The organism is Hungatella sp. SB206, assembly GCF_051132295.1.
In the GTDB taxonomy this organism is placed as follows: domain Bacteria; phylum Bacillota; class Clostridia; order Lachnospirales; family Lachnospiraceae; genus Hungatella; species Hungatella effluvii.
The window spans coordinates 3,389,573-3,402,500 of sequence record NZ_CP096603.1 but is presented as its reverse complement, the minus strand read 5'-3'; the positions used below and the strand labels follow the sequence as shown (position 1 = coordinate 3,402,500).

Genomic DNA, 12,928 nt, shown 5'->3' with positions numbered 1-12,928 from the left:
TGAATGACCGGCCCATTAAGACTGCCCTCCTTTTTATCATAAGTCGGAATCTCTATCAACGCCTTCACTTCATTACCATGTTCATAAAACTCTCGTTCTGTTTCCTCCATTTTTCCGCCCTGCATTTGATACAGACGTTTTGTCATCCAACATTGCAGATGGATGGTATATTCATATGTATACACACCTTTAGCAGTAATTTGAATATTCCCCGGAAAACCTGGTATTCCCCACGCTTGCTTTATCTTTCCATTTACATAACTATAAGCAGTAATCCAACCATCATCACCATCAACTCTGTCTCCCACCAGTAACTGTGTTTGTTTTCCATCCAGATTAGCTATGTATAACCAGTTATATACATTATCTTCCCCACAGACGATGCTGCTGTCCACTTGTATCCTGTATCCACTATAATGAATAGTTGATTCAGACGTATCACCACTCTGAAATTGGATCTTCTCCTTTATACCATCTCCATCCAAATCATGCCATGATCCGGACACAATCGCAACTGGCAATTCATACTCTTGTCCTGGTTTCTTTCGATAGCCCCTGTTAATTTCATTTTGTACAATCAGCTTTATATTTTCCTTCTCAATGTCACTCAGCAGCTGATCTTCCTTTTCGGCAAACGTCATTGCATCATAACGGGGCAGATACCATGTATTTGAGGAAAATACTGCATTAAGAAACGGATCCTCAAAGATTCGGCCATGCCGCGCATAGATCAGGTTACGATAAATGGAGAGTTCCGTCTGACTGTAGTCATACAGACACAATTCATCAATAAGCTGAGTTGAAGTATTTAGTCCGTACTCCATATCACCACTGACATCAAATCCATTCTCCAGGACTTCGCAGAATCCAGCCTTATCAAATTTATTCCCAGCCAGAATCAGACGGTAATCATTTTCCTCACATTGAGAGTCCCGCCCGGACAAAAACAGCATAATACTTCCATCTTCCAGAGTAATATCTATCCGTTCCCGGGATTGGTTGAAGGTTCCCATATATCGGATATCTTCCATGTCTAAAAAAGCTTTAACCTGTGTCAAATCGGTTTTTTCTTCCGGCCAGCCAGTGGCGTTAATCACCATATCAAGCGCGCTATGCTCTGATTTATCCGCCAGTAATTCAATATATTCTCTGGTTCTCACAGTCTCAGCCAGCTCGCTGTCATCTGCTGAATGAAGATAATAGATTGTTTTCTGCTCTCCTCCTGACTCCATCTCAGAAATGCTGTCTGCCAGCTCCTCTGCTGTCACAGATTTCCCATTGACAGTTAATCCGTTACTGTTCCATCCATCTTCATACTCCAACTCTGCCACTAATACATTATCACGAACAGTCAGGTAACGGGTAAACTTCCCTTCCTGTGATTCCATAAGATAAACTTTACCTTCTTTATACAGAAACGTTGTTTCAGGACTTACATCTGTTCCCGGATTACTAATCCTGCATGGCCCCATGATATTCATCAGACCCTGTTCTGGTGAATATCCATAGATTACCTGCTGATCAACCACCTGACGCTCCGAATCACCAGCATACGCACAATAAAGTTCTTGTTTTCCATCGCCATCAAAATCAATCAACCTGATAATTGCAGTTCCATTCATAATCCCACCATTGTCGAAAGGCATACGATCAATTGCACCTTCTCCATGTAATAAGATTAACTGGTCTATAACGTTTAAGTATGCCTTTGCAGCCTCCTTAGTCACCCCATCACCTGTATCCACGTTCCTTTGCCTTATCGTTTCCTCTGCCGTCATTTCAGTCTCGATTGTCTCATGTACTGACTCCCTGAGCTGTGTCATTTCTTCTGGTAATGCATCCGTTGAGTCCGGAATGCCTGTCACTATCGTTTGGCTGCATCCACTAACGCATAAACTCACTGCCAGTAGTATAATAATAGCTTTATTATTCATTTGATTCTCCCACGATTTTTTTCACACACATCAATAAATGGCAACTTTATTTTACAATCAACCTCCATTAGTGTTTGATTAGTCAAACCAAAGTTACCTATAATAATTATTAATGGCAATACCGATAGTAGCCCAATGATTTGCTTTCCTCGTTCCATCTCCAGCTTTATCTGCTTCTTCTATCATTTATTGGATGCTTTCGGCAATGGAGGAATGAAATACTCCAACACTACTATTTAAAAAATCAAAAAAGCGGTTCCGGGAAAACCCGAAACCGCAGATTTTCACTATAAATCAGGATAACTGAAGCAGCTTCCTGCAATACCAAATGATTACAAATCAAAATACCTCTGGAATTCCGCCGGATGCGGAATCTGAGACAGTTCCCGGCTCTCCGCTCTTTTCTTCTTAAGCCATATCTCAATCAGGCGCTCCGGGAACACACCTCCCGCTGTCAGATATTCATGATCGGCCTCCAGAGCATTAAGCGCCTCATCTAATGTCTTCGGCAGCGACTGGATCTTTGCTTTTTCTTCCTCCGAAAGATCATAAAGATTACAGTCAAATGGCCCCCAGCCATGTTTTTCCGGATCGATCTGATTCTGAATACCATCGAGTCCCGCCATCAGAATCGCCGCATATGCATAGTAAGGATTCGCTGTTGCATCCGGATTTCTCAGTTCAAACCGTTTTGCCTTCGGAGTCTTTGCATAAGCCGGAATCCTTATCACGGCGCTTCGGTTGGATGTGGCATATCCGATGGTCACCGGCGCTTCGTATCCAGGCACAAGACGCTTAAAGGAATTTGTGGACGGATTGGTAAATGCACATAAGGATGGGACGTGTTTTAACAGTCCTCCTATAAAGTAGTGTGCAGTCTTACTGAGACCGGAATATCCATCCTCATCGTAAAAAACCGGCTCCCCGTCTTTCATCAGCAGCATATGGACATGCATTCCGTTGCCGGCCTCTTTGTAAATGGGTTTCGGCATAAAGGTAGCAGTCCTTCCATCCTGAACCGCAGCGTTATGGATCACGTATTTGATAATCATGGTCTTGTCCGCCATATCCACCATATCGCCAAGCTCCACTTCGATCTCCATCTGCCCTGAACCGCCTACCTCATGGTGATGGTATTTTACATCCACGCCCCATTCCTGAAGCATCATACACATTCTGCTTCTTAAAGAATAGGCTGCATCCTGAGGCGCCGCGATATGATATCCGCCGCCTCCGGGTACTTGAAATCCTTTGTTGTCGGCCGTCTCCCTGCCGCTGTTCCAGGCCGCCTGCCTGGTATCCACGGTAAAAGCCATTCGCTGCGGTTCCACCATGTAGCTGACACTGTCAAATAAATGGAACTCGAATTCCGGCCCAATCAGCATCTGGTCCGCGATCCCCTGTTCCTTCATATATTGAATGGCCCGCAGGCTTACATTCCTGGGATACTGGTCAAATGGCTTGTTTTCCTTTCCTATGACGCATACGTCTCCGCACATGGTCAGCGTCGGAATCTCTGTAAATGGATCCACCACAGCAGTTTCGGGATCCGGTATAAATACCATATCACTCTTTTCCACCGGGGCATATCCATAGTTCGAACCATCAAAACCAATCCCCTGCGTAAAAATCTCTTCATCAAACCGTTCTACCGGAATGGTGATGTGTCTCCAACGTCCGTTTAAATCCGTCATCTTGAAATCAATCATCCTGATTCCCTTTTCTTCGCAGATGCGCAGAACCTCTGTACTCTTTGACATAGTTTCCCCTCCAAATCAGATTGTCAGCAAAATTTGCCTGTTATATTGATTCTACCATATTCCGAAGAAATTATCGCCCCTTTAAACAGCTTTTCCTGTAATATTTTTTGTATTTTATCCTATGCCAATTGTTTTCTGGCAGCTCCGCATATTTGCAGTCAGCCTCCCTCATCAGCCGGGAGGCGGATATCCATTCCATACGGTAAACAACTGTACCGCCCTTCATTCTTGTTACATCAAAAAGGTTATGGATCAGACGCTGGATATCCAGGTTCTTATGGTATGCGATCCCAAGGTATTCCGCACACTGTAACGTTCCACAAGCAGAAACTTTCTCATCAGTAAAAGTTTGCTTGACAGTCCCCCTTTACAGGCATATAATTATACTGACCAGTCAGTACAACTTTGGAGGGATCACAATGGCAAGGGCAAGCAAAAAAGACTTAATTATAAAGACTGCGAAACAACTATTTGCGGAAAAAGGGTACGACGCCACAGGCATGGAGGAAATCGCAACCAATGCCGGTGTACCCAAATCTCTCATTTACTACCACTTTAATAGCAAGGAAGATCTGCTAAACGCTGTCATTACAAAATTTGTTGACGAATACAATGAGATCCTGCATGACAGCCGGGCTAAAGGAATTGAAAAGATATCCGTGTACATGGAATTTCTCAAACAGAATCGGGACTGCGCCAGAATTCTCATGAGCGAGTCTTTAAAAAGCGGAAGCAGCCAGACGATACTGTATCAGGTGCTGGCTCCGTTGATGGAGATCGACGGGGAACAATCATCAGATAATCCGAAAATGAACCATGCCCATTGGCTGACTGAATTCTTCACAAGTATTCTTCCCAGCATACTGTTTGTCTGTTATGAGGACAGTTGGTGCGATTACTTTGGCATATCGGCTGGTCAAATGGAAGAAGACTATTTTACCGCTTACAGGCTGACGCATGGGGCTTATCATGAGCATATCCACAAAGTTAGTAAATGAGAAATAATATAGGATGGGAAACAGATAAAATCAATTACACAATAAAATCCAGCGATAAACAGGGAGGACACACGAATGAATCAGGAACAAGCCCAAGCATCACAAGACAGATCCAGATCTATGCATAACATCTTTACAGTTGCATTCAGCCTGCTTCTTTTCATCGGGATAGCGGTATGCGCTATCTGTGATACCGCGATTTCACGATCGTTTACATGGTCGCTGTATCCGATCAGTGCGATTGTCTTTACATGGCTGGTATTCATCCCCATGATCAAATTCGGTAAAAAAGGAGTTTGCGGTTCCCTGCTCATGTGCAGTATTTTTATTGTACCGTTTTTGTATGCGCTTGATAGACTGATCGGGGTCAGCGATTTATTTTTTCCTGTCAGCATCAATATGGCTTTCATTGGAGTTGTGTATCTGTGGTGTATTTTCTTCCTGTTCCGGGTATTTCGGACACGTAAATTACTGGCGTCAGGTATAACTCTGCTGTTGGTAATTCCTGTCGATCTGTTCGTTGCATTTACTCTTTCCAGATTCATCGCCGAGCCGTTCAATGCATGGCATATAATCAGTTATTTTACAATCGCAGTAATGGCCATGGTACTTATTATATATCAAAGTTATTCGCGTAATTAATTCTACAAAAAATGGCTGAAGTCTCACGACCTCAGCCATTTTTTCTGTTTGGGGAGTTTTTTCAGCCCCTTTTTCATCTATGCTTTTACACCTGTACTCCAGAACCAGTACTTTATGACATTACTGATAAATATTATTGATCTTCCAAACACCATTAAAACGATACATCGATAATCCGGAATCTCCGCCCATCTGCACGCCGGCGTCACCGACATTGGTCAGCTTATCCACGTCCGTCCGGTCTATGGCATCTCTCAGCTTTTCCGTAAACAGCTTATCTTCGCCCATTGCGACTAATTCCTGCGGATTTCTTATTTCTTTTAAATTACCATTTTCCTGGACGATCGTCAAAGGATAGTTGCACAGCTTTGCCATGGTGTCCATATCCTTGTATGAAAATGTCTTCTGGATCGTGACTGCTGCCTCCTTTATGTCTTTTATCGCCAGTCCGTCACCAGCCGCGGTATCCAGATAAATACTGTTTACTTTCCATTTCTTCTTGAATTTGTACAGGTTCAGGCCATTGTCTCCGCCCATCTGCGCGCCTGCGTTCCCCTCAGCCTGAAGCTTCGCTGCGTTGGTGGAGGCGATTGCATCCTGCATTTTACTGCTGAAAATGAGTCCGGAGTCCAGTTTCTTAAACGCTGCCTTATCTTTGATTTCCACCAGGGAACCGTCTCCGTAGACGATGGTCAATGGGAAATTACATAAACCGGCCAGCTTCTCCATATCTTTGTTTTGAAATGCAATCTGCACCGCCTGGGCCGTATCCTGAAGGCCGGACTGGGACTGCCTCGTTCTTGACTTCGCGGCCATCACCACATTTCCCGTAGCCGCAAAGGCCGGGACAGACGGCACTGCTCCTGCAATCGCCACCGCACACATACAAATCACTGCAAATCTTCTCATAATGAATACCTCGTCTTTCTATTTTCTTATTACAAACGATTAGACGTCTGGTATCGGTGAAAAGTTTCAGCAATCCAGTATTTCCTCCAGCGTTCGCCATCCCAGCACCGCACATTTCACCCGGGCGGGCATATGGGCAATGTCCTGCAGGGCGGCAGCTTCCTCCAGTGCCTCTAGATCCGCCTCCCCTGCCGTGCCCCGAATCATCTGAAAGAAGTTTTCAGCCAGCTTCACGGCCTCTTCCTTTTTCTTTCCGATCACCAGGTCCAGCATCATATCCGCAGAAGCCTGGGAAATCGCGCATCCGTCGCCCACGAAGGATCCATCCTGTATTACTCCGTCCTCCACCTTCAGCTTTAGCCAGATATCATCTCCGCAGCTGGGGTTTACGCCCTCAAGCACCAGATTGGCATCCGGCAGATCGTGCTTGTGAGCCGGACGCAGATTGTGTTCCGTCAAAATCTCATTATAAAAACTTCTATTCTCCATATCCCATCTTCCTCCTGATTCCGGCTGTGCTCTTCAAAAATGCCTCTATCTCCTCACGGGTATTATAAAAATATATGCTGGCTCTGGCAGCAGAATTGACCTTTAAATATTCAAACAATGGCTGGGCACAATGATGCCCGGCGCGGACGGCGATGCCATCTGCATCCAGAATTGCGCTCACATCGTGAGGGTGAACGCCATCTATGGTAAAGGTCAGAATTCCACAGTGTTCTTCCGGCCGCTCAGATCCCAAGACATGGACGTGCGGTATCTGCTTAAGTCCCTCCAGGGCCATCGTTGTCAATGCAAGTTCCCGGCGATGCACCTCATCAAATCCAACACGTTTCAGATAGCGGATCGCTTCCATAAGCCCCCAGGCTCCCGCCGCGTTAACGGTGCCCGCCTCAAACTTATGAGGCACCGGGGCGAATACGGCCCCTGTTCTGGTGACAGAGTCAATCATCTCCCCTCCAGTGAGGAAGGGCGGCATCTCCTCCAGCAGTTCCCGTCTCCCGTACAGCACACCGATGCCCATGGGTCCCATGAGCTTATGGCCTGAGAAAGCCAGAAAATCCACGCCGGATTCCTGTACATCGATAGGCATATGAGGCGCGCTCTGTGCTGCATCCACGACCACAACAGCCCCTCGCTCCCTGGCCATGGCCGCGATCTGGCGTATGGGGTTCTCGCATCCCAGCACATTGGACACATGGGCCACAGCGACCAGCCTTGTACGGTCAGTAAATGCCGCCTCCAGACGTTCCTGCGTAATCCGGCCGTCCGCCTCGCACTCCAAAAATCGTAAAACTGCTCCCGTCTTTTCCGCAGCCATCTGCCAGGGCAGCAAGTTACTGTGGTGCTCCATGATGCTTACCAATACCTCATCCCCGGCCTTCAGCCGGGACAGTCCGTAGCTGTAGGCCACCAGATTCAGGCTCTCCGTGGTGTTTCTGGTGAAAATGATCTCGTCGGAGGACGACGCATTGATAAAGCGCCGCACTTCGTCTCTGGCTTCCTCCAGGCGTTTTGTGGCCTCCATGCTCAGGGCGTAGAAGCCGCGCATGGGATTTGCGTAGCTGTGCTCATAAAAATCCCGCTCCGCCCGGAGTACACAGGAGGGCTTCTGAGCCGTGGCCGCACTGTCTAAGTAAATCACCGGATTCTCCTTAAGCAATGGAAAATTTTCGCGGTATGGATTTCTATCTTCCATTTTTCTCCACCTCCTCCAGATAATCCTGCACTATCTGCTCCGCGGCTTCGTCGCCAATCTTCCGACAGACGGCATCCAGCCGGGCCCTTGTTATCATTTCAGAGGCAGCCTCATGGCTCATGCCTCTGGAACAGAGACAGAACAGCAGTTCGTCATCCAGTCTTCCGATGGTAGCTCCATGGTTTCCCTGGACATCCTCCTCTGCACAGAGAATCAGGGGAATGGTCTGATTGATCACGTCGTCTCCCAGAAGCAGCACCTCCTCCTTCTCCTCTCCCTCTGCCCCAGCGGCTCCAAACTTAAAATCAATGGTTCCGCGAAAGAGCTTAAACGCCCGGTCCTTAAGCACGCCACTGGCCAGAATCCGGCTCCGGGATTTCTCTCCCCGATGGTTCGCCACGTAGTTCATGTCAAATCGCTGGCTGTCCCTTCCCAAGTAACCCACGTCGACGTTCATCGAACTCTCTTTCCCTGTAAGGTCCGCCTGGCAGCCTGCGTAAGTCTCCGCACCGCCCAAAAACAGCTGGATTACCTCCACGGATGATCCCTCGCCGCAGCTTCCGCCGATATCGCTTAAAAATGTATAGCCGCTTCCCAGTAGCTGGAGCTGAATCAGCCTCAGTCTGGCGTTTTTCCTGACCCGGAACCGGGTCTGGACAGCGGTCAGCCCCGCGGCCTCCGGCGCAGAGGTGAAATCCATAACCACGTTTAGAGTTTCGTCCTCCTGTACCAGAAGCTCCACGGTCTGGAAGCTCTTTGCTCCGCTGCCGCAGACAAAATGCAGCGCGGCCCGCCGCTCTTCTTTTGACGGCCCGGACTGGATCCGAATCGCGTCCGTATTCGACTCTCGCGCCAGTCGGTCCATATCTTCTCCCATCCCGGTAGCAATGGCCGAGAAATCTTCTCTCCACGCAACCGCTTCCGCAAATCCTTCCGTGATTATCGTGGGGGATTCCCCTGCCTCTATCCCATTCAAGCCTGCCTCATTCATTTTCAGCCAGTTCCAGGTCCTGGCCGGCAGCCTGTTTATCTTCAAATCAAGTCCCTGTCCCATAGGAGACCTCCTTTCCTAAACTAACCAATACTGCCCTTCATCTCCAGCCGAATCAGGTTATTCATCTCCACGGCATACTCTAATGGCAGCTCTTTGGATACATTATCCGCAAATCCGCTGACGATCATTGCCCTGGCATCCTCCTCGCTCAGTCCTCTGGACATGAGGTAAAAGACGGCCTCGTCGCTGATCCGCCCGATCTTGGCCTCATGGCCGATGTCCGCGTCCGGGGTCCGGATATCCATAGCAGGAATCGTGTCCGACCTTGATATCCGGTCCAGCATCAGGGATTGGCAGGAGACAGCCGATTTGCTGTTCTTCGCCCCCCTGGCCACCACCACGGAGCTGCGGAAGGTGCTTACGCCCCCGCTCTTGGATATGGATCTGGTGTTCATATAGGAGGTCGTCTCCGGAGCGGCATGAACCACTTTCGCACCTGTGTCCAGATTCTGCCCTTCACCTGCAAAGGTGATTCCGGTGAACTCCATTCTGGCCCCGCGGCCCTTAAGGATGCTCATGGGATATAAGTAGGAAACATGGGAGCCAAAGGAACCGGACACCCATTCGATGGTGCCTCCTTCCTCCACCTGGGCCCTCTTGGTGTTCAGGTTATACATGTTTTTAGACCAGTTTTCAATCGTGGAATAACGAAGCTTCGCATTCCTTCCCACAAACAGTTCTACACAGCCTGCGTGAAGATTGGCCACATTATATTTAGGTGCGGAACATCCCTCGATAAAGTGAAGGTCCGCCCCTTCATCCACGATGATCAGTGTATGTTCAAACTGCCCCGCTCCCGGCGCGTTCAGCCGGAAATAGGATTGCAGCGGTATTTCCACGGAAACTCCCGGCGGCACATAGACAAAGGAACCACCTGACCAGACGGCCCCGTGGAGCGCTGCAAACTTGTGATCCGAAGGCTTCACCAGCTTCATGAAATGCTTTTTCACCATGTCCGCGTATTCCCCCTTCATGGCGCTTTCCAGGTCCGTATATACCACGCCCATCTCCGCCACCTCCTGGCGGACATTGTGATAGACCAGCTCCGAGTCGTACTGGGCGCCTACGCCAGCCAGGGATTTCCGCTCCGCCTGGGGGATTCCCAGACGCTCGAAGGTATCCTTGATCTCCTCCGGCACATCGGACCACTTCGTCTTCATCTTTGTGTTGGGGCGCACATACGTGGCGATGTGGCTCATATCCAGCCCCTCCAGGGAGGGACCCCAATCGGGAACTCTCATATTATTGTATATCTGCAGGGACTTTAGGCGGAACAGCTCCATCCAAAGCGGATCCTTCTTCTCTTTTGAGATTTGCTCCACGATTTCCGGCTTTAAGCCTTCCTCTATACGGTAAACATCCGTTTCTTCATTTCGGATGTCGTAAATACTTCTGTCGATATCATTTACATATGTTTTTTCTTCCATCTCTGTCTTCCATCCTTTCCGGATGCGCGGACTGGAGTGTATCTGAAAATTACTTTTCGTCACACTCTCTAACAGCCCGCCTGATCCAAATATTGTTCAAACCCATGTTCGTTAATCTGTTCCACCAGGGAACCGTCTCCTGTCTTCACGATTCTGCCGTCTACCATAATATGGGTTTTGTCCACACGCAGGGACTCCAGAATCCGGGTGCTGTGGGTGATAATCAGAAGACCTCCATCCCGGCCCTTCTGGTACTCTTCCACGCCCTGGGACACGGTTCGTACCGCATCCACGTCCAGACCGGAATCCGTCTCATCCAGTATAGCCAGACTGGGCTTTAAGAGCAAAAGCTGAAGAATCTCCGCTTTCTTTTTCTCACCGCCGGAAAAACCTGCATTTAAATCGCGGTCTCCATAGGCCCGGTCCATCTGCAGCAGTTCCATGGCCTTCTCCAGCTCCTTGCGGAAATCCCACAGCCGCACTCTGGCGCCCCTGCGCTGTTCCACAGCGCTGCGGATAAATGTGCCCAGCGGAAGGCCCGGAACCTCCAGCGGATTCTGGAAGGAAAGAAACATTCCTGCCTTAGCCCGCTTATCGGCCGGCTCTTCGTTGATCCGTTTTCCCTGAAACCAGATATCTCCTTTCGTCACTTCATAGCGAGGATTTCCCATCAGCGCGTACCCCAGCGTGGACTTACCCGCTCCGTTCGGCCCCATCAGCACGTGAGTCTCCCCCTTTTTAATCTCCAGATTAATACCATGTAAAATCTCTTTATCTTCCACATTGACTGATAATCCATTTATTTTCAGCAATTGTTTTGACATATAGTCCTCCATTCCGCCTGAAAAGGCTTTTCTCTCAATAACCTACTTATTTACTTGGTTATATTCATCATAATATCATAAACCTACTTTGTCAATAGGTTTATAACTATATTGGCTATTGATATTCCTATTTACCTTGTTGTATAATAGGATTATATAACCAGCGCCGCCCGGTACTGGTATTGCGGAAGGGAGGGATGTCAAATGATGATTTCAACGAGGGGACGTTACGCACTGCGGGTTATGCTGGATCTGGCACAGCAGAACACCGACAGGTACGTTCCTCTGAAAGAAATTGCGAACCGTCAGGACATTTCCGAGAAATATCTGGAGATTATCATAAAGGTCCTCGTTCAGAATCAGCTTCTGGCCGGCCTGCGCGGAAAAGGCGGCGGTTACCGTCTGACGAAGGAGCCCGGCGAATACACTCTGGGCGAGATTCTGCGTCTGACAGAGGGAAGCCTGGCACCGGTCGCCTGCGTAGAGGAATCCTATGCGGAATGCTCCCGGCTTGAATGCTGCCTGACGCGGCCTGTATGGCAGAAACTGGATACGATCATTAATGAGTATCTGGATGGGATTACGCTGGAGGATTTAATTAAAGCTCCGCAGAAACTGGTGTAAAAAGGAATGGAAACTTAGAAAAAAGGAACGTCGAAATTGACGTTCCTTAATTATCTCTATATCAACGCGTTAATTGCTCAACTGATAAGTGCTATCAGTAAATGCTATCCCTTTGCAGCGGCAGCGGTTTTCCTGTACTCCCCAGGAGTCATGTTCAGGGTCCTTTTAAACAGCGTACAGAAAAATTTTACATCCTCGTACCCTACAGACTGCGCGGCCTCCTGAATACACAGATCACTGCCGGCCAGCAGCTCACAGCACTTCTCAATCCGGATCTTCTGCAGGTATTCCAGCGCTGTCATCTCCGTCTCACGACGAAATTTCCGGCTGATATACTGCTGGCTGTAATGGTATTCCCGGCAAAATTGCTTCAGTACAGCCTTTTCCCTGTAATTTTTATCCAGATACCGGATCGCTTCCAGCACTGCCGTGCTCCGCGGCTGTCTCTCCCTGTCATCCTTTTTGCTGTCACAGACGATTTTCCGTATGGTCAGAATCAGAATCTCGGTCAGCCGGCACCGGAATACCTCTGTGTATCCCACTTTTTTCTCCTGGTATTCCTCCTGAATTCCCAGGATCAGTGACAAAATATTCCCCTCCTCATCATGGAACACCCGATTCGCAGAAGGCTGCCCGAAGCACCATTTATAGTAACGGATCAGGGACACCCGCAGCACTTCTTCAAAGGACCGGCAGTCCGCCAGTGTATCATCAATCATCTCGGGCAGAAACAGGCAGTTAATCAGAGTAAAATCCCTGCATTCCCTGTAGCTGTGCCTGCTGCCGTAATCAATGATAAAATAGTCTCCGGCCTCCACCTCTCCGGATCTCACCTCTCCGTCCGCATCACGGATCGTATGCAGCGCACTGCCTCCTGTAATATAGGCCAGTTCAAAAAAATCATGGTCATGCATCTCCACGTCCTGCTGGCAGAAAGGCATGACCACAATCTTGTCCTCCCGCTCCGCTGTCAGTCCTATCAGTTCAATTGTATTCCGTTCTCTCATAACAGGTTAAATTCACCCCCCATTTTAGTCTGAAACAGTTCTTTTTATTC

At 48.4% G+C, this 12,928-nt stretch carries 12 protein-coding genes (1 of these 12 only partly in view); 3 read left to right on the top strand and 9 right to left on the bottom strand.

Features of this window, described 5'->3' with window-relative positions:
- Positions 1-1,934: the 5' portion of a YARHG domain-containing protein gene (locus M1L66_RS14895; protein ID WP_434693790.1), read on the bottom strand. It extends 175 nt beyond the left edge of the window; 1,934 of the gene's 2,109 nt are visible here — the first part of the coding sequence; it begins with the start codon at positions 1,932-1,934; its stop codon lies off the left edge, out of view.
- 332 nt (positions 1,935-2,266) lie between these two features.
- A complete protein-coding gene (gene glnA, locus M1L66_RS14890; protein WP_187020633.1) occupies positions 2,267-3,694 on the bottom strand; it encodes a type I glutamate--ammonia ligase in 1,428 nt (475 codons plus the stop codon).
- A gap of 419 nt (positions 3,695-4,113) precedes the next feature.
- Here glnA and M1L66_RS14885 point away from each other — a divergent pair, with 419 nt between their 5' ends.
- Complete coding sequence (locus M1L66_RS14885) at positions 4,114-4,692, top strand: TetR/AcrR family transcriptional regulator (RefSeq protein ID WP_434693787.1); 579 nt, start codon at positions 4,114-4,116, stop codon at positions 4,690-4,692.
- 75 nt (positions 4,693-4,767) lie between these two features.
- Positions 4,768-5,334: a hypothetical protein gene (locus tag M1L66_RS14880; protein ID WP_434693785.1), complete on the top strand. Its 567-nt coding sequence runs from the start codon at positions 4,768-4,770 to the stop codon at positions 5,332-5,334.
- A 120-nt stretch (positions 5,335-5,454) separates the two neighbouring features.
- Here the strand turns inward: M1L66_RS14880 and M1L66_RS14875 are convergent, their stop codons facing one another.
- The 6 genes from M1L66_RS14875 to sufC form a co-directional block, all read right to left on the bottom strand.
- Positions 5,455-6,243, bottom strand: a complete 789-nt coding sequence (locus M1L66_RS14875; RefSeq protein WP_187020638.1) for a hypothetical protein — start codon at positions 6,241-6,243, stop codon at positions 5,455-5,457.
- Positions 6,244-6,309: 66 nt separating this feature from the next.
- Positions 6,310-6,732, bottom strand: a complete 423-nt coding sequence (gene sufU / locus M1L66_RS14870) for a Fe-S cluster assembly sulfur transfer protein SufU (protein WP_187020640.1) — start codon at positions 6,730-6,732, stop codon at positions 6,310-6,312.
- Complete coding sequence (locus M1L66_RS14865) at positions 6,722-7,942, bottom strand: aminotransferase class V-fold PLP-dependent enzyme (RefSeq protein WP_187020642.1); 1,221 nt, start codon at positions 7,940-7,942, stop codon at positions 6,722-6,724. Before M1L66_RS14865 ends, sufU begins: the two co-directional genes overlap by 11 nt.
- On the bottom strand, positions 7,932-8,996 hold the full coding sequence (locus M1L66_RS14860) for a SufB/SufD family protein (RefSeq protein WP_434693781.1): 1,065 nt from the start codon (positions 8,994-8,996) through the stop codon (positions 7,932-7,934). Before M1L66_RS14860 ends, M1L66_RS14865 begins: the two co-directional genes overlap by 11 nt.
- Positions 8,997-9,016: 20 nt before the next feature.
- Complete coding sequence (sufB, locus tag M1L66_RS14855) at positions 9,017-10,423, bottom strand: Fe-S cluster assembly protein SufB (RefSeq protein WP_156834509.1); 1,407 nt, start codon at positions 10,421-10,423, stop codon at positions 9,017-9,019.
- Between the two features lie 68 nt (positions 10,424-10,491).
- Complete coding sequence (gene sufC, locus M1L66_RS14850) at positions 10,492-11,247, bottom strand: Fe-S cluster assembly ATPase SufC (protein ID WP_187020645.1); 756 nt, start codon at positions 11,245-11,247, stop codon at positions 10,492-10,494.
- Positions 11,248-11,451: 204 nt separating this feature from the next.
- Between sufC and M1L66_RS14845 the strand changes: the two genes are divergently transcribed.
- A complete protein-coding gene (locus M1L66_RS14845; RefSeq protein ID WP_187020647.1) occupies positions 11,452-11,871 on the top strand; it encodes an RrF2 family transcriptional regulator in 420 nt (139 codons plus the stop codon).
- A 104-nt stretch (positions 11,872-11,975) separates the two neighbouring features.
- On the opposite strand, the gene M1L66_RS14840 is transcribed toward M1L66_RS14845, so the two are convergent.
- Positions 11,976-12,878 carry a helix-turn-helix domain-containing protein gene (locus tag M1L66_RS14840; RefSeq protein WP_434693778.1) on the bottom strand — a complete coding sequence of 301 codons (903 nt, stop codon included), beginning with the start codon at positions 12,876-12,878 and terminating at the stop codon, positions 11,976-11,978.
- Between the last annotated feature and the right edge of the window lie 50 nt (positions 12,879-12,928).